The sequence below is a fragment of the Amycolatopsis sp. AA4 genome (assembly GCF_002796545.1).
Lineage (GTDB): Bacteria > Actinomycetota > Actinomycetes > Mycobacteriales > Pseudonocardiaceae > Amycolatopsis.
Window position 1 is genome coordinate 4,189,737 of sequence record NZ_CP024894.1, and the last position, 24,305, is coordinate 4,214,041.

General features: G+C 70.2%; 18 protein-coding genes. 10 read left to right on the plus strand and 8 right to left on the minus strand.

The window, feature by feature from the left end; all coding sequences use genetic code 11:
- Positions 1-4 precede the first annotated feature (4 nt).
- The gene (locus CU254_RS19505; protein WP_009078636.1) at positions 5-1,813 is read right to left on the minus strand and encodes an ABC transporter substrate-binding protein; all 1,809 of its coding nucleotides are present in this window, start codon (positions 1,811-1,813) and stop codon (positions 5-7) included.
- 164 nt (positions 1,814-1,977) lie between these two features.
- On the opposite strand from CU254_RS19505, the gene CU254_RS19510 reads away from it, so the two are divergent.
- Together CU254_RS19510 and CU254_RS19515 are read left to right on the plus strand one after the other, a co-directional pair.
- The gene (locus CU254_RS19510; RefSeq protein ID WP_009078638.1) at positions 1,978-2,805 is read left to right on the plus strand and encodes a M55 family metallopeptidase; all 828 of its coding nucleotides are present in this window, start codon (positions 1,978-1,980) and stop codon (positions 2,803-2,805) included.
- Positions 2,798-4,102, plus strand: coding sequence for a M20/M25/M40 family metallo-hydrolase (locus tag CU254_RS19515; RefSeq protein WP_009078640.1), 1,305 nt, complete (start codon positions 2,798-2,800; stop codon positions 4,100-4,102). The genes CU254_RS19510 and CU254_RS19515 overlap by 8 nt, the downstream gene beginning before the upstream one ends.
- Positions 4,103-4,106: 4 nt before the next feature.
- Here CU254_RS19515 and CU254_RS19520 read toward each other — a convergent pair whose 3' ends face one another.
- Both CU254_RS19520 and CU254_RS19525 read right to left on the minus strand, forming a co-directional pair.
- On the minus strand, positions 4,107-4,739 hold the full coding sequence (locus CU254_RS19520; protein WP_009078641.1) for a methyltransferase domain-containing protein: 633 nt from the start codon (positions 4,737-4,739) through the stop codon (positions 4,107-4,109).
- Positions 4,739-5,395, minus strand: a complete 657-nt coding sequence (locus tag CU254_RS19525; RefSeq protein WP_009078643.1) for a bifunctional 2-polyprenyl-6-hydroxyphenol methylase/3-demethylubiquinol 3-O-methyltransferase UbiG — start codon at positions 5,393-5,395, stop codon at positions 4,739-4,741. The genes CU254_RS19520 and CU254_RS19525 overlap by 1 nt, the downstream gene beginning before the upstream one ends.
- A gap of 492 nt (positions 5,396-5,887) precedes the next feature.
- Here CU254_RS19525 and CU254_RS19535 point away from each other — a divergent pair, with 492 nt between their 5' ends.
- The 4 genes from CU254_RS19535 (at position 5,888) to CU254_RS19550 (ending at position 15,911) form a co-directional block, all read left to right on the plus strand.
- Complete coding sequence (locus CU254_RS19535) at positions 5,888-10,195, plus strand: GH92 family glycosyl hydrolase (protein ID WP_037717520.1); 4,308 nt, start codon at positions 5,888-5,890, stop codon at positions 10,193-10,195.
- Between the two features lie 96 nt (positions 10,196-10,291).
- Positions 10,292-10,690 carry a GNAT family N-acetyltransferase gene (locus CU254_RS19540; protein ID WP_009078646.1) on the plus strand — a complete coding sequence of 133 codons (399 nt, stop codon included), beginning with the start codon at positions 10,292-10,294 and terminating at the stop codon, positions 10,688-10,690.
- 38 nt (positions 10,691-10,728) lie between these two features.
- The gene (locus tag CU254_RS19545) at positions 10,729-13,827 is read left to right on the plus strand and encodes a GH92 family glycosyl hydrolase (RefSeq protein WP_037714206.1); all 3,099 of its coding nucleotides are present in this window, start codon (positions 10,729-10,731) and stop codon (positions 13,825-13,827) included.
- Positions 13,824-15,911, plus strand: coding sequence for an FUSC family protein (locus CU254_RS19550; protein WP_009078650.1), 2,088 nt, complete (start codon positions 13,824-13,826; stop codon positions 15,909-15,911). Before CU254_RS19545 ends, CU254_RS19550 begins: the two co-directional genes overlap by 4 nt.
- A 1-nt stretch (position 15,912) precedes the next feature.
- Here CU254_RS19550 and CU254_RS19555 read toward each other — a convergent pair whose 3' ends face one another.
- Entirely contained in the window at positions 15,913-16,860 is a 948-nt protein-coding gene (locus CU254_RS19555; RefSeq protein WP_009078654.1) for an aldo/keto reductase, read from the minus strand.
- Between the two features lie 127 nt (positions 16,861-16,987).
- Between CU254_RS19555 and CU254_RS19560 the strand changes: the two genes are divergently transcribed.
- Positions 16,988-18,784, plus strand: a complete 1,797-nt coding sequence (locus tag CU254_RS19560) for a hypothetical protein (protein WP_037714208.1) — start codon at positions 16,988-16,990, stop codon at positions 18,782-18,784.
- 63 nt (positions 18,785-18,847) lie between these two features.
- Here CU254_RS19560 and CU254_RS19565 read toward each other — a convergent pair whose 3' ends face one another.
- Positions 18,848-19,234 (minus strand): nuclear transport factor 2 family protein, encoded by a 387-nt coding sequence (locus CU254_RS19565; protein WP_050788223.1) that lies wholly within the window; start codon positions 19,232-19,234, stop codon positions 18,848-18,850.
- A gap of 103 nt (positions 19,235-19,337) precedes the next feature.
- Between CU254_RS19565 and CU254_RS19570 the strand changes: the two genes are divergently transcribed.
- Positions 19,338-19,775 (plus strand): MarR family winged helix-turn-helix transcriptional regulator, encoded by a 438-nt coding sequence (locus CU254_RS19570; RefSeq protein WP_009078658.1) that lies wholly within the window; start codon positions 19,338-19,340, stop codon positions 19,773-19,775.
- Between the two features lie 36 nt (positions 19,776-19,811).
- Here CU254_RS19570 and CU254_RS19575 read toward each other — a convergent pair whose 3' ends face one another.
- Positions 19,812-20,450, minus strand: a complete 639-nt coding sequence (locus CU254_RS19575) for a DUF4360 domain-containing protein (RefSeq protein WP_009078660.1) — start codon at positions 20,448-20,450, stop codon at positions 19,812-19,814.
- 547 nt (positions 20,451-20,997) lie between these two features.
- Between CU254_RS19575 and CU254_RS19580 the strand changes: the two genes are divergently transcribed.
- Positions 20,998-21,987: a malate dehydrogenase gene (locus tag CU254_RS19580; protein ID WP_009078662.1), complete on the plus strand. Its 990-nt coding sequence runs from the start codon at positions 20,998-21,000 to the stop codon at positions 21,985-21,987.
- Positions 21,988-22,126: 139 nt separating this feature from the next.
- Here the strand turns inward: CU254_RS19580 and CU254_RS19585 are convergent, their stop codons facing one another.
- The gene (locus CU254_RS19585; protein WP_009078664.1) at positions 22,127-23,188 is read right to left on the minus strand and encodes a Gfo/Idh/MocA family protein; all 1,062 of its coding nucleotides are present in this window, start codon (positions 23,186-23,188) and stop codon (positions 22,127-22,129) included.
- 91 nt (positions 23,189-23,279) lie between these two features.
- On the opposite strand from CU254_RS19585, the gene CU254_RS19590 reads away from it, so the two are divergent.
- Complete coding sequence (locus tag CU254_RS19590) at positions 23,280-23,918, plus strand: TetR/AcrR family transcriptional regulator (protein ID WP_100266830.1); 639 nt, start codon at positions 23,280-23,282, stop codon at positions 23,916-23,918.
- Here the strand turns inward: CU254_RS19590 and CU254_RS19595 are convergent.
- Entirely contained in the window at positions 23,842-24,276 is a 435-nt protein-coding gene (locus CU254_RS19595) for a MarR family winged helix-turn-helix transcriptional regulator (protein ID WP_009078669.1), read from the minus strand. The genes CU254_RS19590 and CU254_RS19595 overlap by 77 nt on opposite strands.
- Positions 24,277-24,305 lie beyond the last annotated feature (29 nt).

Consider the following 24,305-nt stretch of genomic DNA (forward strand, 5'->3'; position numbering starts at 1 on the left):
AGGCTCACTCCCGGTCGTCGGCGGACTTGCCGCGGCGGGACAGCGCGACGCCGCCGCCCACGAGCACGACGAGCACCACCGCGCCGACGACGATCCACACGGTCGAACCGGAGCCGCTGTCCGAAGAAGCCGCCGAGGCGTCGGCCGGGACCGCGCCGTACACGCCCCAGTAGGCGGTCTGCTCGAGGATCGAACCCTCGGGCTGCGGCTGCTTGCCGAACGAGGAGAACTTGTCGGAGCGGTAGGCCTCGAGCACGTTGTCGTAGTCGTAGACGACGTTTACGGCCTGGGAGTACAGCCGCGCCTGGGCCTGCTTGACGTAGCCGGCGCGGACGGCCGGGTCGGTTTCGGCGAGCTGCTTGGCGTAGAGCGCGTCGTACTGCGGGTCGCAGAAGAACGTGTCGGTCGTGCCGCCCTTGCCCTCGGCGTTCGGCCGCGCGGCGCAGGTGTGCAGGGCCAGCGAGTAGTCCGGGTCCGGGTTGTTGGCGTAGCCGGAAATCGCGAGGTCGTAGTTGCCCGCGTTGGTGCGGTCGTTCAGCTCGTCGTCGGAGACGAGTTCCTGTTTCACCGAGATGCCGATATCGTGCAGCCAGCCGGTGAGGTACTGCGCGAGGCGCTGGTCCTGTGCGCGGTTCGCGTGCCCGGTGAGGCGCAGTTCGAGACGCGCGCCGCCGGGCGCGGTGCGGACGCCGTCCTGGCCCTTCGGGTAGCCGGCCGCGTCGAGCGCGGCGTTGGCGGCGGCGAGGTCGAACTTGCGCGCCTCCCCCGGAGCCGGATCCCAGTGGTAGGCCGAGTAGATCGGCGGGATCACGCCGCCGCCGGGCTGGGCGTAGCCGCCGGCGACCTTGTCCACGATGGTCTTGATGTCGACCGACTGCGCGATCGCCTGGCGCACCCGGATGTCCTTGAGCACCGGGTTGCCGTTGCCGATCGGCTTGTTCTCGGAGTTCTCGACGCCGAAGTTGAGGTTGAGCGCGTTGTAGCGGCGGCCGGGAGCCTTGTTCAGCTCGATGTTCGGCTGGCCCTTGAGCGCGTCGTACTGGGTCGGGGTGAGCCGGTTGATCACGTCGACCTCGCCCTGCTTGAGGGCGTTCACCGCGGCTTCGACGTCCTTGAACACCAGCAGCTGCAGTTCGTCGACCTTGGGCGCGCCGCGCCAGTAGTTCTTGTTGGCCTTGAACTTGACGTACTCGTTCTGCTTGTACTCGGTGATCTGGTACGGCCCGTCGTCGACGCCGACGACCGGGACGGTGTCGGTCTTCGGGTCGCTGAGGTCCTTGATCTGAGACCACACGTGTTCGGGCACGATCGGGACGTCGAGCAGGGTCATCGACGACTGCACGGTCTTCGTCTTGATCACCAGCGTGGCGTCGTCCGGCGCGGCCACCGATTCGAAGCTCGCGACGTAGTTGCCGTTCGCGGTGCGCGCGGTGGAGTCGGTGAGCATCCGGTTGAAGGTGAACGCGGCGTCCTTCGCGGTGACCGGCTGCCCGTCGGACCACTTCGCGCCCTGGCGGATCTTGAACGTCCAGGTCAGCTTGTCCGGCGACGTCGTCCACGATTCGGCGAGCGCCGGCGCGGCCTCGGCCTTGTCCTCCGACGGGATCGTCAGGAACTCGTAGATGAACCGGCCCACCTGGGTCGACGCGGCGAGCCCGGCGGTGAACGGGTTCAAGTGGTCGATACCAGTGGTCAGCGCGACCCGCAGCACCTTCGGCTGCCCCTGCTGCTGTACCGCCTGTGCCGTCGGCGCGGCCGGCAGCGGCAGAATCGCCAGCGTTCCTGCCGTCACGACACCGAAAACGCGGCGCAACCCGTGCCGCTTGTGCTTATTTCGCACTTGAGAACCACCCCATCGTCAATCCCCGACCCCAGAGACGAAAAGTAACCACATACCGCGGGAAGCGCGCAATATGTGACGGCGCCGGTGCGTGTCCGATCGTTATGGTCGCGGCGGCGATCACTAGAGTGCCGGGCATGCGGATCCTGATCTCGGCCGACATGGAAGGCGCCACGGGGGTCACCTGGACCGACGACGTCGTGCCCGGGAGCCCGCAGTGGCAGCGGTTCCGGGGCATGTTCACCGGCGACGTCAACGCGGTCCTGGCCGGCCTGTACGCGGCGGGCGCGACCGACGTGCTCGTCAACGAGGCGCACTCGTCGCAGCGCAACCTGCTGCTGGAAGACCTCGACGAACGCGCGCGGATGCTGACCGGGCGGCACAAGCCGCTGTCGATGATGCAGGGCATCGATTCCGGTGTGGACGGTGTGGTGTTCCTCGGCTACCACGCCGGGGCCGGGTTCGACGGTGTCCTGTCGCACACGTACCTGGAAAACCAGATCACCGGCGTGTGGCTGGACGACGTGCCGGCGAGCGAGGGCAGGCTGAACGCGGCGATGGCCGGCGAGTACGGCGTGCCGGTGCTGCTGGTCAGCGGCGACGACCAGACCTGCGAGGACGCGCGCGACTACGCGCCGGACGCGGAACTGGTGCAGGTCAAGGAATGCGTGAGCCGGTACGCGGCGATCTGCCTTCCGCCCGCGCGCACCGCGCAGCTGCTGGAAACCGGCGCGCGCGAGGCGATGGGCCGCGCCGGGCGGACCGAGCGGACTCCGGGGCGGCACCGGATCGAGGTCGAGTTCGACGCGAGCCATCTGGCGCAGGCGACGGCGGTCATCCCGACCGTGGAGCAGACCGGGACGCGCCGCGTCGCGTTCGAGGCGCCGAGCATGACCGAAGCGATGAAAGCGTTCAAGGTGGTCACGGCCATCGCGGCAGGGGCGGTGCAGGGCATTTATGGCTGAGATCGACGTTGTTTCGCTGTGCGCGGACCTGATCCGGTTCGACACCACCAACTACGGCGGCGGGGAGGCGGCGGGCGAACGGCTCGCCGCCGAGTACGTCGCCGAATTCCTTGACCGGCACGGGGTTCCTTCGCGGATCCTGGAGCCCGAGCTCCAGCGGTCGAACGTCGTCGCGCGGATCCCGGGCGCCGATCCGGCGCTGCCCGCGCTGCTCGTGCAGGGGCATCTCGACGTGGTGCCCGCCCGCGCCGCCGATTGGTCTGTACCGCCGTTTTCCGGCGAGGTGCGCGACGGGTTCCTGTGGGGCCGCGGCGCGGTCGACATGAAGGATTTCTGTGCGATGGTGCTGGCCGCCGTCGCCTCCGGGCTTCAGCCGCGGCGGGATCTCGTGCTGGCATTCGTCGCCGACGAGGAGGACCGCGGCGACTACGGCGCGCACTGGCTGGTCAAGGAGCACGCGGACCTGTTCGAGGGCTGCGCGGCGGCAATCAGCGAATCCGGCGGGTACAGCTATCACGTGCCCGCCGCGGACGGCCGGAAAACGCGGCTGTATCCGGTGGCCACGGCCGAGCGCGGCACCGCGCACCTGCGGCTCACCGCGACCGGGCGGGCCGGGCACGGGTCGCGGCCGAACGCGGAGAACGCGGTCGTGCGGCTGGTCGGGGCGTTGCAGCGGATCGCGGATCACCGCTGGCCGGTGCAGCTGACGCCGACCGTGCGCGCGTTCCTGGAACGGACCGGCGCGGCGCTCGGGGTGCCCGTGGACCTCTCGTCGGGCGACGCGGTCGACGAAACCGTGGCGCGGCTGGGCGCGGCCGGGTCGCTGGTGGTGCCGACGGTGCGCAACAGCACCACGCCGACGATGCTCGACGCCGGGTACAAGGTGAACGTGATCCCGTCGACGGCCACCGCGCAGGTCGACGTGCGGGTGCTGCCGGGGACCGAGGACGAGCTGTTCGCGGTGCTGGATTCGCTGCTGGGCGAGGGAGTCACGCGGGAGTTCGTGGCGCATCAGCCGCCGGTGCAGGCTCCGGTCGATTCGCCGTGGTTCGACGCGATGGCCGGCGCGCTGCGGGCGGAGGACCCGGAAGCGGTCGTGGTGCCGTACTGCATGGGCGGCGGGACGGACGCGAAGGCGTTCAGCCAGCTGGGGATGGCGTGCTACGGCTTCGCTCCCCTGGCGCTGCCGGAAGGCTTCCCGTACCGGGCGATGGCGCACGGCGTGGACGAACGGGTGCCGGTGGAGGGGCTGCGGTTCGGGACGCGGGTGCTGACGCGGTTCCTCGAGTCCTGCTGAGCGGTCAGGCGCGGACGCGCCGGATCGTCGCCAGCCAGGCGGGGAGCCCGTCCGGGGCGAACCTGGCGACGATCCGGCTGTCTCGCACGGTTTCCAGCTGCCAGCCGGTTTCGCGCCGGAACGGGGCTTCGAGCTCGGTGCGCGCGACCGGATGCGGTCCGGCGTCCCCGTCGGTTTCGCGGAAGCACAGGACATGCAGTCTCGCGCCCGGTTCGGTGACGGACGCGAGACTGGCGACGTAGGCCTGGCGTTCCTGGGCGTCGAAGGTGTGGAAGAGCCCGCAGTCGAGGACCGTGTCGAAGGTTCGGTCCAAAGTGGACAGACGGAACGCGTCTCCGACCGCGAACTCGGCCGCTATCCCTCGTCGGCGGGCTTTCTCTTGTGCTTGCGCCACGGCGGTTTCCGCGACGTCGATGCCCACAATGGACAGTCCGGACGCGGCGAGGTGCAGCGCGTTCTCGCCGGTGCCGCATCCGGCGTCGAGGACCGTCCCGCGGAACGCGCCCTCGGCGGCGAGTTCGACGATCGCCGGTTGCGGGCGGCCGAGGTCCCACGGGGCCGGACCGTCCTGATAGGACTCGTCCCACGGACGCCCGGCTGCGCGTTCGTGGCTCGTCGCGAGACGGTCCTCGGGCATCAGCGGGTGAACTCCGCCCACCAGCGGCTGTCGTCGCGGACTCGTTCCAGCGAGGTGAGGGTGACGCCGTCGCGGGCGAAGGATTCGACCTCGGCTTTGCTGAGCGGCCACGGCGGTCCGGACCAGGTGTCGAGGTCGATGCTTTCCTCGGCGACCGCGCCGACGACGAGCGTTCCGCCCGGGGCGACGAATCCGGAGACCGACGCGATGGCCGGGTCGTGGACGTCTTTGGGCATCGACTGGACGGTCATGATCTCCACGACCAGGTCGAAGGCGTAGTGGAACTCTGCGGGCGGGGTGAGCAGGTCCGCGGTGCGGTAGGAGACGACGGTGTCCGGGAAGCGGTTGAGCACGGCTTTGATCGCGCTGGGCGACACGTCGAAGGCGGACGTCTCGTACCCGGCGGCGGCGAGGAGTTCGGCGTCGTCGGCCATGCCGCAGCCGACGACCAGCGCGCGGCGCCCGTCGCCGGGCCGTCCGTCGATCCAGGCGGCGAGTTCCGGCGAGGGCTCGCCGCGGTACCACGGCAGGACGGCCTCGCCCGCTTCCGCCGCGGCGTAGAGGGGCTCGAACCACCCGGTGGGGTCGCCGTTGGCGAGGGCGAGTCCGGCCCGGCGGCGGGCGTCCTCGTCGGGATCGATGGCGTCGTCTGGCATGGACTCCGTTATACCCGCCGGGCCGGTGCGCCGGTGCGCTCGACCGGCCGAACCCGGACGTTTCCGGCTCCGCGCCGCGCGCCCTCCGTCCTGCCCGAAGCGCCCCAATGTGGCATTGGGTGCGCTCACCGCAACCAATGTGGCATTGGGTGCATCTGACGCACCCAATGCCACATTGGGGTTTCTCGGCACACGCAAGGTTCTCGCCTCGGCTGCGCCGGGCTGGGCCGGGCCGAGTGCGAAGCTAAGTGGCCCGGTTAAGCCGTCGGTGCTCTGCTCGCCATGGCGAGGGCCGCCGCGCACAGCGCGCCGCGGAGGGCGGTGGGCGGGTGCGGCCACCCGGTTGCCGTAGCGGGACGGCCGGGGGTTGTCCGTTTCCGGTCAGGATTCCGGGGCGGTCTTGACATCGATGTCACCCGCGCGTTGAGCTTCCGGGGCCCCGGGACGTCCGTTGTCCCGGGCCCCCGATCCCCTGACGAACTGGGAGCAATGATGCCCCGAAGCGCCAGACCGTTGCACGCCGTGCTCGCCGCGGCGGTGGCGGCGGCGGGCCTGGTCGTCCTGCCCGCCGCGGCCGGTGCCGCGCCGGGCGAGGCCGCCCCGCCGGACTTCGTTTCTTCGTTCGAGCCGAACGATCCGCAACCGATCCAGGACGCTGTCGACACCGATGCCGCCGGGAAGCCGCGGGCTTCGGGCGTCGACGGCGCCAACGGCACCGCGATTCCCGGCGACATCCGGGGCAAGGTCACCGACATCAGCGCGACCAGCGAGAACACCGGCGGCGGCGAGGTCGCCGCGAACCTGGTCGACGGCAGCACCGGCACGAAGTGGCTGTCGTGGGACCCGACCGCGTCGGTGACGTTCACCCTTTCCGCGCCGACGTCGATCACGCATTACGCGATCAGCTCGGCCAACGACTTCCCCGGCCGCGACCCGCGGGACTGGACGCTGCAGGGCTCGAACGACGCGCAGCAGTGGACGGATCTGGACAAGCAGACCGGGCAGTCGTTCGCCAACCGGTTCCAGCAGAACGACTACAAGCTGGCCGCGCCGAGCGCCGCGTACACCTACTACCGGCTGAATGTCACGCGCAACAACGGCGACAGCATCATGCAGATGTCCGAGCTGCTGCTGGCCAACGACGATCCGGCCCCGCCGCCGCTGCCGAACATGCGCAGCGTGGTCGATTCCGGGCCGACGTCGGGCTACACCAGCAAGAACCGGGTCGGGTTCACCGGCAAGAAGGCGTTCCGGTACTCGGGCAGCCATACCAAGGCCGGGCACGGCTACTCCTACAACAAGGTCTACGACGTCGACCTGCCGGTGACCGCGACAACCGAGCTGTCGTACAAGGTGCAGCCGCAGTTCGTCGAGGGCGACCTGAAGTACCCGAGCACGAACGTCGCGGTCGACCTGGACTTCACCGACGGCACGCATCTGCGCGATCTCGGCGCGACCGACCAGTACGGGTTCCCGCTGACGCCGGAGGGCCAGGGCGCGAGCAAGGTCCTGTACGCGAACCAGTGGAACCTGGTGCGTTCGGCGATCGGGCGGGTCGCGGCGGGCAAGACGATCGACCGGATCGCGATCGGCTACGACAACCCGAACGGCCCGGCGCAGTTCGCGGGCTGGCTGGACGATCTGAAGATCTCCGCGACGCCGACGCCGCCGGCCAGCGCGCGGCCCAGCGACAACGTGCTCACCACGCGCGGCACGATGGCGAACGGCACGTTCTCCCGGGGCAACAACTTCCCGGCGACCGCGGTGCCGCACGGCTTCAACTTCTGGACTCCGGTGACCGACGCGGGTTCGGCGAGCTGGCTGTACAACTACCACTCGCAGAACAACGCGGACAATCTCCCGCAGTTGCAGGCGTTCAGCGTGAGCCACGAGCCGAGCCCGTGGATGGGCGACCGGCAGAGCTTCCAGGTGATGCCGTCGGCCGCGAGCGGGGTGCCGGACGCGAACCGCGACAAGCGGGCGCTGCCGTTCACGCACGACAACGAGGTGGCGCGGGCGCATTACTACGGCGTCACGTTCCAGAACGGGATCAAGACCGAGATCGCGCCGGCCGACCACGCGGCGATGATGCGGTTCTCCTTCCCGGGCACTGACTCCAGCCTGATCTTCGACAACGTCAACAACTCCGGCGGGCTCACGCTCGACCCGGCGAACGGCACGCTCAGCGGGTACTCCGACGCCAAGAGCGGCCTGTCCGCGGGCGCCGGGCGGATGTTCGTCTACGCGACGTTCGACAAGCCCGTCACGACCGGCGGGAAGCTGACCGGGCAGAACCGGGACAACGTGACCGGCTACCTCCGGTTCGCCGCGGGCGCGGACAAGACAGTGACGATGCGGATCGCGACGTCGCTGATCAGCGTGGACCAGGCGAAGAAGAACCTGGAGCAGGAGATCGCCCCGAACGCCGGGTTCGACCAGATGCGGGACGCGGCGCAGCAGGCCTGGGACAAGCAGCTCGGCGTGATCGAGGTGCAGGGCGCGTCGAAGGACCAGCTGGAGACGCTGTACTCCAACCTGTACCGGTTGTTCCTGTACCCGAACGAAGGTTTCGAGAACGTCGGCACGAAGGAAGCGCCGAAGTACCAGTACGCGAGCCCGGTGTCGCCGAAGACCGGCGCCGACACCGCGACGCAGACCGGGTCGAAGGTCGTTGACGGGCAGACGTATGTCAACAACGGCTTCTGGGACACCTACCGGACCACCTGGCCGGCTTACTCGCTGCTCACGCCGGACATGGCGGGCAAGATGGTGGACGGGTTCGTGCAGCAGTACCGCGACGGCGGCTGGATCGCGCGCTGGTCCTCCCCCGGTTACGCGGACCTGATGACCGGCACGAGCTCGGACGTCGCGTTCGCCGACGCCTACCAGAAGGGCGTGACGAACTTCGACGTCAAGTCGGCCTACGACGCGGCGCTGAAGAACGCGACGGTGACGCCGCCGAACTCGGCGGTCGGCCGCAAGGGTCTGGACCAGTCGATCTTCCTCGGCTACACGCCGAATTCGACCGGCGAGGGCTTCTCGTGGGCGATCGAGGGCTACGTCAACGACTTCGGCATCGCGAACTTGTCGAAGAAGATGTACGACCAGGCCAAGGCGGACGATCCGCGCAAGGCGGAGTACCTGGAGAACTACCAGTACTTCACCAGCCGGGCGCAGCAGTACGTGAACCTGTTCGACCCGAGCACCGGGTTCTTCCAGGGCAAGGACGCGAGCGGGAAGTTCACGAAGGCCAAGGCCGACTACGACCCGCGCCAGTGGGGCGGGGACTACACCGAGACCGACGGCTGGAACATGGCCTTCACCGTGCCGCAGGACGGGCACGGGCTGGCGAATCTCTACGGCGGCAAGGAGAAGCTGGGCGCCAAGCTCGACGCGTTCTTCGCCGACCAGGAGACCGCGAACTTCCCGGGCAGCTACGGCGGCACGATCCACGAGATGCGGGAGGCGCGGGACGTGCGGATGGGCCAGTACGGCCACTCCAACCAGCCTTCGCACCACATCCTCTACATGTACGACTACGCGGGCCAGCCGGCGAAGACGCAGGCGAAGGTGCGCGAAGCGGTGTCGCGGCTGTACACCGGCAGCGAGTTGGGCCAGGGCTATCCGGGCGACGAGGACAACGGCGAGATGTCCGCGTGGTACGTGTTCAGCTCGCTGGGCTTCTACCCGCTGCAGATGGGCAGCCCGAACTATGCGATCGGATCGCCGCTGTTCACCAAGGCGACCGTGCACCTGCCCGGCGGGGACCTGGTGATCAACGCGCCGAAGAACTCGGCGAAGAACGTCTACGTGCAGGGCCTGAAGGTCAACGGGAAGAACTGGACGTCGACGTCGCTGCCGCACGACGTGCTCGCCCACGGCGCCACGCTCGACTTCGACATGGGCCCGAACCCGTCGGCGTGGGGCACCGGCCCGAACGACGCGCCGAAGTCGATCACCACCGGCGACGCGGTGCCGACGCCGCTGCACGACGAGACCGGGCCGGGGCTGGGCACGCTGTCCACTTCGGACGGTTCGGACGCGTCGGCGTTGCTGGACAACACCTCGCGCACGCAGGCGAAGGTGACCGGGGCGGTGCAGTACCAGCTGAAGTCGACGGACGAGGCGGTCACGCACTACACGTTCACCTCCGGCACCGGTGCGGGCGATGCGAAGAGCTGGACGCTGAAGGGCTCGTACGACGGGAAGAACTGGGCGGTCGCCGACCAGCAGACCGACCAGTCGTTCCCGTGGCGGCAGCAGACCCGAGCGTTCGCGGTGAAGAACCCGGCGCATTACGCCTACTACCGGCTCGAGATCACCGCGACCACCGGCGGTCCGGCGACGCTGGCGGAGTTCGAACTGCTGGGCCGTCCGGACGCGTCGTGCACGAAGACGCTGACCGGCGTGCAGAACGGTCCGCTGACCGTGTCGAGCGGCGTGGTGTGCCTGAACGGCGCGACGGTATCGGGTCCGGTGAACGTGGCGCGCGGCGCTTCGCTGATCGTGCGCGGCGGGCAGATCACCGGTCCGGTAGCGGCGGACGGGGCGGCGCAGGTGGTGCTGAACCGGACGAAGGTGTCCGGTCCGGTGTCGATCACCGGCAGCACCGGCCCGGTGTCGATCGAGCTGACCGACATCTCCGGCCCGGTCAACCTGAACGGCAACCAGGGACCGCTGATCACGAGTAGCACGGTGGGCGGGCCGCTGGCCTGCACGGGCAACTCCCCCGCCCCGACTGATCACGACCTCGCCAACACGGTCCGCGGCCCGTCCGCGGGACAGTGCGCGACGCTCTGATCGATCGTTGACGAAGGCCGCCCCGGGGAGTCCTCGGGGCGGCCTTCGCTGCGTTATTGGGTGGCTCGCGGTCGCGGGGCGTGAGAGCGTCGGGTGATGAAGATCAACTACTCCTGGCGCGCCGACCTCACCGACGCGCAGCTCGTCGCGCTCACCGAAGCGCACGGCGGTAACGCGGAACCCGGCTGGTGGGACCGGGCGAAACGGCACAGTCTCGGCTGGGTCAGCGCGCACGAAGGCGACGTGCTGGTCGGGTTCGCGAACCTGGCGTGGGACGGCGCGGACCACGCGTTCCTGCTCGACCCGAAGGTGCACGCGGACTGGCAGCACCGCGGCATCGGCAGCGAACTGGTCCGGCGCGCGCGGGACGCCGCCCGGGACGCGGGCTGCGAGTGGCTGCACGTGGACTTCGAACCGCATCTGCGCCCGTTCTACTTCGACTCGTGCGGGTTCACCTCCACTGACGCGGGGTTGATCCGGCTCACCGTGAGCTGATCCGGCACGGCCGGCGCGGGAGCGATTACCGTGGGGCCGTGACCACGGCTGCGTTCTTCTCCTCGTTCGAAGCGGGCGATCCGCAGCCGGTCGCTTCCGGGCTCCGGGTGGACAGCGGGCCGCGCCGGTCTCCGACGGCGAAGACGGGCGTCGGGTTCACCGGCGCGAAAGCGTTGCGCTACCAGGCCGGGCCGACGGCCGTGCTGTTCGAGGTGGACATTCCGGTCACCGGCCACAGTGCACTGTCGTATGTGGTCTTCCCGGCGTCCGACGGTCCGGTGCCGACCTACCGCAGCACGCACGTCGCGCTCGACGTCGAGTTCGACGACGGCAGCCGCGCCGGGTTCGCGCCCGAGCCGAAGAACCTCTACGTCGACCAGTGGAACCTCGTGCGGCGGCCGCTGGGCGCGTTCGCCGGACGGCGGGTGCGGCGGATCCTGCTGACGACCGCCTTCGACGGCGACGGGACGGGCTGGCTGGACGACGTCCGGATCGCCGAGCGTCCGACGGAGCGCAAGCACCCGGTCGACTGGGTCCGCACGACGCGCGGCACGCATTCCAGCGGCGAATTCTCGCGCGGCAACACCTTCCCCGCCACCGCGGTCCCGCACGGCTTCAATTTCTGGACCCCGGTCACCGACGCGCGGGCGCTGAACTGGTTCTACTCCTACCACCGGCACAACGACGCGCGGAACGAGCCGCGGTTGCAGGCGTTCGGGCTCAGCCACCAGCCGAGCCCGTGGATGGGCGACCGGCACACCTTCCACCTGATGCCCGGCGCCGGCCCGGTCGAGCCGGACCGCGGACGGCGGTCGCTGGCGTTCAGCCACGCCGACGAGACCGACCGGCCGCACCACTACGGCGTCCGGTTCCGCGGCGGAATCACCGCCGACGTCGCGCCGTCCGAGCACGCGGCGATGTTCCGCTTCGGCTTCCCGGACGGCCGGGGCTGGGTGCTGTTCGACAACGCCCGCAACCGCGGCGGTCTCCGGATCGACGCCGCGCGCGGGATCGTCACCGGGCACACGCGGGTGCGGAGCGGGCTGTCGACCGGCGCGCGGCGGATGTTCGTCTACGCCGAAGCGGACCAGCGGCCGTCCGGCGGCGGGCGGATCCGGCGGCCGTTCTGGCGGACGGTGACCGGGAGCCTGGAGTTCTCCGTCCCCGAGGTCACGCTGCGGATCGCGACGTCGCTGATCAGCCTCGCGCAGGCGAAACGCAACCTGGCGCTGGAAATCCCGGCGGGCACGATGTTCGACCGGGTGCGAGGCCAGGCGCGGGAACGCTGGCAGGAGGTGCTCGGCCGGGTCGAACTGGAAGGCGCGTCCGAGGACGAGCTGACCACCTTCTACTCGTGCCTCTATCGCTTGTTCCTGTATCCGAACGTCGCGCACGAGAACACGCCGCGAGGCATCCGGCACGCGAGCCCGGTCGTGCGGAGTTACCGGCCGAGCACGCGGCGGCGCACCGGCGCGAAGGTCGTGGACGGCGAGTTGTACGTCAACAACGGCTTCTGGGACACCTACCGCACCGCCTGGCCCGCGTACGCGCTGCTCGCGCCGCGCCAGTGCGGCCGGATGATCGACGGTTTCGTGCAGCAGTACCGCGAAGGCGGCTGGATCGCCCGCTGGTCCTCCCCCGGCTACGCCGACCTGATGACCGGCACCAGCTCCGACGTCGCCTTCGCCGACGCGTACCTGAAGGGCGTCACGAACTTCGACGTCGAGGCCGCCTACGACGCCGCGCTCAAGAACGCCACCGTCGCCCCGCCGCGCAAGGGCGTGGGCCGCAAGGGCCTCGACCGCTCCGTGTTCCTCGGCTACACGCCGACCTCGACGCGCGGCGGCCTGTCCTGGGCGCTCGAAGGCTGTCTCAACGACTTCGGCCTCGCCAACCTGTCCGACGCGCTCGCCCGGGAAAGCAGCGGCGCGCGGGCCCGCCGGTTCGCCGACAACGCCGTCTACTTCCGCCAGCGCGCCCAGCACTACGCCAACCACTTCGACGCCCGGATCGGCTTCTTCCAGGGCCGCACCCTCGACGGCGGCTGGCGGCATCCCGCCGCCGGATTCGATCCGACCGCATGGGGCCCGGACTACGTCGAGACCAACGCCTGGAACACCGCGTTCTCCGTGCCGCACGACGGTCCCGGTCTCGCCGCCCTCCACGGCGGCCCGGCGGGTCTCGAAGCGAAACTCGACGAGTTCTTCCGCACCCCGGAGACCGGCCAGGGCGGCCGGATCCACGAGATGACCGAGGCCCGCGACGTCCGGATGGGCCAGTACGGGCATTCCAACCAGCCCTCGCACCACATCCCGTTCGGCTACGCCTTCGCCGGGGCGCAGGCGAAACTCCAGCGGACCGTCCGCGAGGTGCTGCGCCGGCTGTACCTCGGGAGCGAACTCGGCCAGGGCTATCCCGGGGACGAGGACAACGGGGAAATGTCGGCCTGGTATGTCTTCACCGCCCTCGGCCTCTACCCGCTGGCCGTCGGCAGCCCGCGGTACGCGGTGTGCGCGCCGCTGTTCCGCTCCGCCACCGTGCACCTCGAGAACGGAAAGGACCTGGTGATCCGAGCACCCCGCGCCGCGACCGCCGACAGCGAGGCCGACACGCCGTACGTGCACGGCCTGACGGTCGACGGCGAACCGCACCCTTCGGCCACCCTCGCGCACGCGGTCCTCGCCCGCGGCGCGGTGCTGGAGTTCGACGTCCGCGCCGAGCCCGGCGGCTGGGGCAGCGAACCGGTCACCCCGGTCGCCCCCGCGCCGCTGCGCGATCTCCCCGGGACCACGCACCGCGCCCTGTCGGACAACACGAGCCGCACCCAGGCGGTATTCCGCACGCCGAGGCCGACCATCGCCTTCACTGCCGAAGGCGAGCCGCGCGAGGTCGTCCTCTACACGCTCACCTCCGGCAGCAGCGCGGGCGACCCGCGGGACTGGGTGCTCGAAGGCTCCGACGACGGCCAGCAGTGGCGGACCCTGGACGAACGCTCCGGCGAGCTGTTCCGCTGGCGGCGCCAGACCCGGCCGTTCGTGCTCGCCGATCCCGCCGCGTGCCGGCACTACCGGCTGCGGGTCCGCGCCTCGACCCGGCGGCGCGTCGCCCTCGCCCAGTGGGAGCTGCTGGCCCGATGATCACCGACGTACGCAACGCCTTCCTCGACCGGCTGGCGGCAGCCGACCCCGGTCTCGTCCGGCTGCGGCTGGCCGCGTCGGCGGTCCTCGGCATCGTGCTCGCGGTCCTCGCGCTGCAGCCGCTGCATTTCCCGCTCACCACCACGCTCGTCGCGGCCATCGCGGCGATGATGAGCGCGTTCACCGTCAACGACGCCACCAGCGGCGGCCAGGCCGTCACGCTTCTGCTCGCATTGCTGGTGGGGGCCGCGTCCATCACCGCGGCCTGTTTCGGTTCCGCCTACGCGCCCCTCGACAGCATCGTGTTCGTGCTGCTGATCTTCGTCGCGGTGTACGTGCAGCGGTTCGGCGCGCGCGGCACCGCGCTCGGGTCGATGGCGTTCTTCCTGTTCTTCTTCCCGATGTTCCTGCAGGCGCACCTCGCGCAGGTGCCGCACCTGCTGATCGCGCTGACGGTCGGCGTCGCCGCGAACGCGGTCGTGCGGTTCCTTCTCTTGCGCCGCAACGCCGAAAGCGAACTGATCCGCTACCGGCAGGCGTTCCGCGCCCGGCTCGGCGCGGCGGTGCGGGCGACCGAGGCGTACATCTCGTCCGGCGGTTCGGACCGCAGCAACCGGCAGATCCGCACGTCGGTGGAGCGGCTGCACGAGGTGGTCCTCCTGATCGAGGACCACGCGCCCGACGTGGTCGACGACCGGCGCGCGGACCAGCTGCGCCGCCGGGTGATCGAGGTCGAACTGGCCGTGCAGTGGCTGGTGATCACCGTGCGGCGGACGTGCTCGCAGCCGCTGCCCGAGGGCGTCGCCGACGATCTGGTGGCCCGGCTCGCCCGGTTCCGGTCGCTGATGGAACGCGACCCGCGCGACCTGCCGCTGATCAGCGAGACCGGCGAGTACAGCCGGATGCTCGTGGAAGGCAGCCGGATCGACGAGCGCGCGCACCCCGGCGACGGCGTCCGCCGCGCGATCGCCGAACTGGCCGTCGCGGACGACCGGGCGCAGCGGATCGCGAGCCGCCAGGCAGGAGCGGACTTCCCGGCCGAAGAGGACGAGGAAGACGAGCCGACCAAGGCGTTCGCCTACGACAATCAGACCCGCGGCGCGATCCAGGCCGTGCTCGGCGGCGGGCTCGCCGTGCTGGCCGGGCAGCTGATCTCGCCGCAGCGCTGGTACTGGGCGGTGCTGACGGTGTTCGTCGTGTTCATCGGCACGTCCAGCGCGGGCGCGCGGTTCGTGAAAGGGATGCGCCGCACCGGCGGGACGCTGCTGGGCATCGTCGGCGGCGTCGCGCTGGCGCTGCTGGTCAGCGGCAACACCCCGGCGATCCTCGCGTTGCTGCTGGTCTGCGTGTTCGGCATGGTCTACACCGCGCGGGTCTCGCAGTTCCTGATGGCGTTCTTCGTGACGAGCATGCTGGGATTGCTCTACAGCCTGCTCGGCACCTTCAGCATCGAGGTGCTGTGGATCCGGGTCGCCGAAACCGCGGTCGGCGCGGCGTGCGGGCTGCTCGCCGCCGTGGTCGTGCTGCCGGTCCGCACGCGCGCGGTGATGCTCGACGACATCGCGGTCGCGCTCGACGAACTGCACGAGTTCATCGAGTCGGCCGCGACGCTGCTGTCCGGCCGCGAGAACGTGAACATCATCGAGATGTCCCGCGACCTCGACCGCGCGGTCGAGCAGGTGCGGCTCACCATCGAACCGCTCACCCACCCGATCAACCTGCGCAGCGCCCGCCGCGACTACGGCTGGCACGTCCTGACCACGCTGGAGGGCATCGCCTTCCGCGCCCGGCACGTGGCCGCCCGCGCGCAGCCCGGCCAGCTCGCCGGCCCGGTCTCGGAGCGCCTGGACCAGTTCGCCGGCCGGATCATCGCGAACGTCGACCTCGTGCACGAGTCGGTCAGCAACCCGGGCAGCACGCGCACGCGCAAACTCGTCCGCGACGACGGCACCCCGGTCGCCGACCGGGTCGACGAGGCCGAGACCCGCGCGGTGCTGTCCAGCCTGAGCCACCTCGACGAGGGGCTGATCGCGCTGGGCCGCGTGCTGGGCGTCGGGGCGCAGGACCCGCCGCGGCACAGCTGATTTAGGTGGAGGCGGCGTCGAGGATCCGCAGCTCGGCGTCGCTCAGCTCCACGTCGTGCATCGCGACCAGCGCGGGAACCTGCTCGACCGTGCGCGCGGACGCGATCGGTGCGGCCACCGTCGGCTGCTGCGCGAGCCACGCCAACGCGACCGTCGCCATCTCCGCGCCGCGCGCCTTCGCGACCTCCTCCAGCGCCGCGAGCACCTTGACGCCGTGCTCGGTGTCCGCGTATCCCCCGGCGAGCCCGGGCAGATCGCGGATGCTGTCCACCTGCTGGCCGGGCCGGTACTTGCCGGTCAGGAACCCCGACGCGAGACCGAAATACGGCACGCAGGCCAGCCCGTGCCGCTCCACGATCCGCCGCCGCTCGCTCTCGTACTCCCGCGCGACGAGGTTGTACTTCGGCTGCAGCGTGACGTACTTCGCCAGCCCCTCGCGGTCGGAGAACTCCAGCGACGCGGCCAGCCGCTCCGGGCTGATGTTCGACGTCCCGATCGCGCGGACCTTGCCCTCCCTCACCAGCTCGTCCAGCGCCGCGACGATGTCCCCGACCGGCACGGATTCGTCGTCGAAATGCGTGTAGTACAGATCGATCCGCTCGATCCCCAGCCGCCGCAGCGATTCCTCGGCCGCGGCCTTGATGTTCGCCGGCGCCAGCCCCTTGAACTGCGGGTGGTCGCCGACCTTCGTCGCCACGACCACGTCGTCCCGGTTCCCGCGCGCGGCGAGCCACTTGCCGAGGATCCGCTCGGACTGCCCGGCTTCGTTGCCCGGGAAGTGATACATGTACGAATCGGACGTGTCGAGGAAGTTGCCGCCCGCCTCGGCATAGGCGTCCAGCACCGCGAACGAAGCCGCTTCGTCGGCGGTCCAGCCGAACACGTTCCCGCCGAGGCACAGCGGGGAGACGGCGAGATCGGAAGAGCCAAGAGTGCGAAGTGCGACCATGATCGCATTCAAGCACTCCCCGGCCCGGTACTGCCTGCGGCGACAACGGATTCTGCCCGCTCGTACCTTCCCCGGCCGCAAACCTGGCAAGATCCTTCTTCTCGGACAGCTACTGGGGAGGCAGCTGATGCGAAGACCCGCGGTCGACGACCCGCTCTGGCTCGGGCAGTACCGCGTGCTCGCGGAACTCGCGCGGGACGACACGACCCGGGTCCTGCTCGGCGGCGGACCGGACGACCGGCTGGTCGCGCTCACGCTCCCGCTCACCGGCGAGGACACCGGGTTCCGCGCCGAAACGGCCGCCTTGAGCGCGGTGTTCGAAGCCGACCCGGACGCCTCCATGCCCTGGCGCGCTTCGGAATTCCATCCCGGACCCGCTCTGCGGGCCGTGCCCGCGCCGCTGCCCGAACCGGTGGTGCTCCGGCTGGCCGCCGGGATAGCGGCCGACCTGACTCAGCTCCACAGCGCCGGACTGGCCCACGGAAACCTCGACCGCTCCCACGTCCGGCTCACCAGCACCGGGGCACGGCTCGTCCCCCGCGCGACCGGCACCGACCCGGCCGACGACTTGCTCGCCCTCGGTGCCCTTCTCGCCGCGGACACCCCGCTTCCCGAGCCGCTCCGCCCGTGCCTCGCGGAAAACCCGGCCGACCGGCCCACCGCCGCCCAACTGCTCGAAGCACTCGGCTCGGACACGGCTCCGTGGCCGCCCGCCGTCGAGCAGCTCATCGCCGAACGCACGGCCCAACTCGCCGAATTCCTCGACGGCCAGCCGATACCGGACAAGACCGACCCGGTGATCTACCAGATCGCCGACACACCAGAGACCCCGCCGCGCCCGCTCTCACGGCGGCGGATGCTGATCGGCGCACTCGCCCTGGCGATCCTCGGACTCGCCGCCTGGATCGCCTGGCCGGGCCCGCCCGCACCCGACGCGCTCCCGCCCGCACCGCAGCCGCCGCTCGTCGAATCCGGCTTCCTCGTCGCCCGCGGACATCCGCAGGTCATCCAGTTCAACCACGACGGACGACTGCTCGCCACGGTGAACGCCGACTTCAGCATGGAGATCCTGGACGTCGACACGCGCAAGCCGGTCGGCCGTCGCCTCGGCCCCTTCCCCGACGCTGTCCCGGCCGAGCGGGCGTTCAGTCTCGACGGGGTCTCCTTCGTCGCCGCACGGATGAAAAGCACGCAGCTCACCGTCCAAACCTGGGAGGCGCGGACCGGCAAGGAAACCGGCGCGCCGCTGGTGCTCGAAGGCGTCGACGTCAACGGAAGCTGGCCGTCGCTCAGCCCCGACGGCAGCCTCGTCGCGGTGCCGATGGCCTCCCCGCAGCGGATCGAGCTGTGGCGGGTCGCCGACCACACCCGTGTCGGCAGCATCGCCACGTCGAGCACCTTCCGCCAACACGGGTTCAGCCCCGACGGACGCACGCTCGCCGTGTACCAGTGGGACGGCCACTTCGACCACCGCGGCCAGGTCAGCCTGTGGGACACGGCTTCGCTCAAAGCGGAGGGCGATCCGATCACCATGGCCGAGAACGACCGGCTCTGCTGCTTCGCCTTCCGACCGGACGGCCGGACACTGATCACCACCAGCGGGGACGCCCGCGAACCGGCGAAAGTGCACCAGTGGGACACCGCCGCGCACAAGGAACTCCGGCCGGGCTTCACGCTGGCCCCCACGCAGATCGACCAGGGCAACGGGACGGTCTGGTTGACCTTCGTCCTGCCCGGTCTGGACGATCAGCACCTGCTCGCGCTCTCGGCGGGCACCCTCGTCGTCCTCCGTCTCGACGGGAAACAGGAGGGCGCGGGCCTGCCCGGAATCGCCGCGCTCTCCGTCAGCCCGGACGGGAAAACCGTCGCCACCACGTCCGGTTCGACGGCGGACACCACCGTCCACCTGTGGCACAAACCCTGAACCGCACCACCGGCCCACCAGTCTTCGCGCGCACCGGTTCCTCCCGCGCCGCGACCCGCCGGATCAGCGCGCGAAAGCAGGCGGGGCCCCCATCGGACTGAGGTGCATCCCGGCGATCCGCCAACCGTCCTCGCCGCGGACGAGCACGTGCGTCGCCCGGAACGTGCCGTCGACGCGGTTGCCCTGATGGGTCGCTTCCTGGTCCTGCACGCCGATCGCGATCGCCGTGTCGCCGTGGACGCGCACCTCGACGTCGCGCCAGTCGAGCCGCTGCGTCGCCAGCGCGCCGGACTCATAGCGGCCCAGCCACTGCTCCCGGTCGAGCACGAAGCCGAGCGGCCCGACGAGCCGGAACCCGTCGGCGACCAGGCCGCCGAGCGTGCCGGTATCGCCCGCGACCTCCGCCGCGGCCCAGCGTTTGCCGAGTTCGGAGATCTCCGCAACGTCCATGATTCCCTCCAGCGCCGTTCGATGAGACACCATAAACGTTAGAGATCTAATCGTTCGTCGTCAAACGGTTAGCTTTCGAGCATCCTGCGGTACCGTCCTCCCCGTGCCCCGACCCGCCACCCCGCCGCTCGGCGTCCTCCTCGCCCGCACCGCCAAGACCGCGGGCCAGGCGTTCGACCGCGCGCTGGCCGAGGTCGGCGGATCGCAACCGGTCTGGCAGATCCTCATCGCGCTCAAAACCCGGCAGCACGCGAGCCAGCGCGAACTCGCCGACGCCGTCGGCATCCAGGGCGCGACGCTCACCCACCACCTCAACGGCATGGAAACCGCCGGCCTGCTCACCCGCACCCGCGACCCGGAAAACCGGCGCGTGCACCAGGTCGAGCTGACCGACCACGGCGAGCGCACCTTCCACCGTCTCGCCGACGCGGCGATCGCGCACGACAAACGGATGCGCCGCGGATTCACCGACGACGAGATCGCGACCCTGGCCGCATTGCTCACCCGGCTCGCGGAAAACGTGACGCGGACGGACCCGTGAGCGCCCGAGGAAGCGCTCACGGGTCCGAGTTCGCGGTTACCGGACGTCCGGGCAGGTCTTCCAGGCGAAGTGGTAAACCGTCTGGACGCTGCCGTCCGTGGAGTCCATCGTCAGGAAGCTCGTCGTCTTCGCCGGATCCGAACTCCCGGCATACGTCCGCAATTCCGTGTTGATGTTCAGGTTCCGCTCCTGGCCGCACGGCTCGTAGATAATCGCGTCGACGTCCGTCGAATCCGAGAACTGCCAGTCATTGTCGTAGAAACCGTCGAGCCGATGCGTCACGAACGCGGTCGGAGAGTTCCCCTGGAAATAGTAGTTCGCGCGCTCCACGCCGTACGCGCCCTTTTCCAGGTGCCCGAAGCCGCGGTAGTCCGCCGAGGCGATCCCGTACGTGAACCCCTGCGGCACGTGCACGCGCAGGCCGATCTGGCAGTTCTTCCGGAAGTCCGTCGGCTGCGCGCCGACGCCGACCTGCGCGGTGTATTGGCTGTAGGTCACGGTGAACGCGGTGTTGTCCGCGGAAACCGAAACGGCGGCCGTGTCCGGCGGGCAGCCGGTCCCGTTCACCGTCGCCACGTCGATGATGATTTTGTCCGGCGGGGGATTCTGCGGCCAAGAATGCGGGGTAATCGTCGAAGAAAGGGCCAGCACGGCAGCGGCCATCGTGGTAAGCATGGGTTCCTTCCCATTACTTCCGAGTGGGCGGGGGGGTTTCGACAGGGTAGCGCTCGAACTACTCTCCGAGTCCCACTGAATGGAGCAACGCCCGTGCTTAGCTGCGCACAGCAACAGATTGACGAAGCGTTGACAAAAGCTATTATGGACAATTGACGAATCAACAAAAATGGTGCAAAATAAACGACGCGGAACCACCTGCCCGCAGTGGTCCGGTCAATCCGGCGGAAACGGCCCGCCAAACCGGGGCAATCAGGACAGTTCGCGCGGCGCATTCGCCTACCCGCCGCCCCGCGCTTTCCGGCGCGATTCGCCCGTCCGGCTCGCCCGCGCCGTCCGTCCCGAAGCCCGGCGGTTCCGTGCCCACCGCACGCGCGCGGGCCCGCGACTCGATCGTGATCTGGAGTTACGCCCTTCGCCTCACTACTTAAGGCGGACCCGGCGAACGTGATCCTGGCTACCGTGACTGGACGCACCCGGACGGCGCCCGCCGGTAGGGCTAGCATCCTCGGTACTAGCCAAAGTCGTCTCAAGCTGGAGAAGCGCAATGACCCAAGCCCCTGTCAACGTCACCGTCACCGGTGCGGCCGGCCAGATCGGCTACGCGCTGCTGTTCCGCATCGCGTCCGGTCAGCTGCTCGGCGCCGACACCCCGGTGAAGCTGCGGCTCCTGGAGATCCCCCAGGCGGTCAAGGCGGCTGAGGGCACCGCGATGGAGCTGGACGACGGCGCGTTCCCGCTGCTGGCCGGCATCGACATCTTCGACGACCCGAAGCAGGCCTTCTCCGGCGCGAACATCGGCCTCCTGGTCGGTGCCCGCCCGCGCAGCAAGGGCATGGAGCGCGGCGACCTGCTCGAGGCCAACGGCGGCATCTTCAAGCCCCAGGGCGAGGCGATCAACGCCGGCGCGGCCGACGACATCAAGGTCCTGGTGGTCGGCAACCCGGCCAACACCAACGCCCTGATCGCCCAGCAGCACGCCCCCGACGTGCCCGCCGAGCGCTTCACCGCGATGACCCGCCTCGACCACAACCGTGCGCTGGCGCAGCTGGCCAAGAAGCTCGGCGTCGCCGTGACCGACCTGAAGAAGGTCGCGATCTGGGGCAACCACTCGGCCACGCAGTACCCGTCGGTGCAGCACGCCGAGGTCAACGGCAAGAGCGTCGCCGAGACCATCAACGACGAGGCGTGGCTCGCCGACACCTTCATCCCGACCGTCGCCAAGCGCGGCGCCGCGATCATCGAGGCCCGCGGCCTCTCCTCGGCCGCGTCGGCCGCGTCGGCCGCGATCGACCACGTCTACACCTGGGTCAACGGCACCCCCGAGGGCGACTGGACCTCGGCCGGCGTCGTCTCCGACGGCTCCTACGGCGTCCCGGAGGGCCTCATCTCCTCCTTCCCGGTCACCGCGAAGAACGGCAAGTACGAGATCGTGCAGGGCCTGGAGATCGACGAGTTCTCCCGCCCGCGCATCGACGCCTCCGTGGCGGAACTGGCCGAGGAGCGCGACGCGGTCCGCAAGCTGGGCCTGATCTGAGGTTCGTTTTCCGCGATGGCCGCCCCGGTTTCGGGGCGGCCATCGTGCGTTTGGCGTCTTTAGCTGGTTTTGTGTCCTGTACGTGGCGCGTGCGGTCTTACGGTGCAGCCGTTTCTCATATCGCCCGCCGTATAGGTCGTTATACAGTCGAAAGCAGTTCGTGCAGTCGGCGGGCGGCCTCGAAGCCGGGCACTGTCCGGGTTCCGTCGCGGAGGTCCGCGGCCAGCCGGTCGTAGACCCGGCCGACGTTCGCGGCCTGGACGGGCAGCTTGCCGGTATCGTCCACCGGGACCACCGTCCATTCCGGACTGCCGGGACGCGCCAAGCGGAGATCCAGCGGGCCGATCTGGAGCTGTGCGGCCCACGGATCGGTCTCCGGCGCGGAAGTCAGCGCGAGATTCCCCTCGGTGCCCGCGATTTCGATGCGCGTCCGAGGCAATGCCGCTTCTCCGTCGTGCAGATGGACCGACACCACGGCCCCGCTGTCGAGTTCGGCGTGCGCGAGGAAGTGGTCCGGCGCCGTCACGTCGATCCGCTCCCCCGTCTCGGCGACGCGATGCGAGCCGTTCCGGATCGCCGTCCGGGCGGTCAGTTCCCGGATCGGCCCGAGCAGGTACTGCACCAGATCGAGCGCGTGCCCGCCGAGGACTTCGACCAGTCCGGCCCCGGCACGCCGGTCGTAGGTATAGGCCGTCCAACCGGGGACGTCGCGCATGTTTCCCTTGCCGCGCGAGCTGTAGACGGTCGCCGACTGCACGGTGCCGATGTCGGAGAGCATCGCGCGGGCCTGGCGGACAGCTGGCGAGAACCGCGCCTGCAGACCGACCGCCGTGCGCACTCCGGCCCGCTCCCCCGCCGCAGCCAGCGCGGCGGCTTCCTCCGCGGTCGTCGCCAAGGGCCACTCGCAGTAGACGTGCTTGCCCGCTTCCAGCGCAGCCGTCACCAGTTCGACGTGCGCGGGCACCTTCACCGTGACGACAACCAGGTCGACGTCAGGATGCTCGGCGAGACTGCGAGCGTCGGTAAAAGCATGCCGGGCCCCGAAACGGGCTCGCGCCTCTTCCGCGCTGCTGGTACGTGTGGTCGCGACAGCAGCGAGCGAGAAGTCGGGCGACGCGGCTATCGCCGGAATGTGCGCCCGCGCGGCCCAGCCCCGGTCCGGGTTCGCGCCGAGGATCCCGACGCCGATCGGCTTGGTCAAGCCCCACCTCCACTAAGCGGGTCACGATGTTCCGGTTCCACCAAGCTACCAGAAGCGGAACAAGCTGACCCGCTTGGTTTAGACTGCGGGAATGCCGGAGTCCGCCGTCACCGCACTGCTCGCCGAAGGCCGCCCGCGAGCCGACGCGCAGCGCAACGTCGAGCGGCTGGTCGCGGCGGCCCGCGAAGCGCTCGACGAACTCGGACTCGCGCTCACGACTCGCGACCTCGCCCAGCGCGCGGGCGTCGGCCTCGGCACGCTGTACCGGCGAGTGCCGTCCCTGGACGCTCTCCTCGCCGCGATCCTCGCCGACACCATCGACGAGATGACCGACCGCGCCGCACTCGCGCTCGACTCCCCCGACCCGTGGCGGGGATTCGCCGAGTTCGCTGAGACCTACGTCCAGCTGCGCGCGTCCAGCTGCGGGCTCCACGACGCCCTGTCCGGCCGCGGCGAACGGCTTGACCTGGAGCCCCGGATCACCCGGCTGCAGCGGGCGATGCGTCAGCTGGTCGAGCGCGCGCAAAAGGCCGGGACGCTCCGCGCCGACGTCGACTGGCGGGACGTCCCGTTCGCGCTCGCCACCGCGATCCCGCCGGACCACACGATCGGCCTCGTGCCGAGCGACGACCAGTGGCGGCGGAATCTCTGGATCATCCTCGACGGCCTGCGCCCGGCACGAGCGCCTGCTCCAGAAGCCCCTGCAGCACCCGCTGCTCCTGCGGGCTGAGCCCGGCCAGCGGCGAATCCCGGGTCAGCAGGTCGAGCAGCCGCCGGCGCAGCGCCGTGCCCTCGGCGGTCAGCACGAGATGCCGCGCGCGCCGGTCGGTCGGATGCGCCCGGCGTTCGAGCAGGCCCTGCTTTTCCAGCTTGTCGACGACGAACGTGGCGTTCGACGGCTCGCAGCTCATCCGCTCGGCCAGCTCGCGCATGGTCATCGGCCCGGTCAGCTCTCGCAGCGCCGTCGCCTGCGCGGCGGTCAGCCCCAGCGTCACCGCGCGCTCGCGGACGTGGTCGGCGATCTGCTGCGCCAGCCCGTTCACCAGACCGCACAGCTCCCGTTCGGCGACCGCCCGAGATTCCGTCATGACGCCATCCTAGCAACTCCATCAAGCCT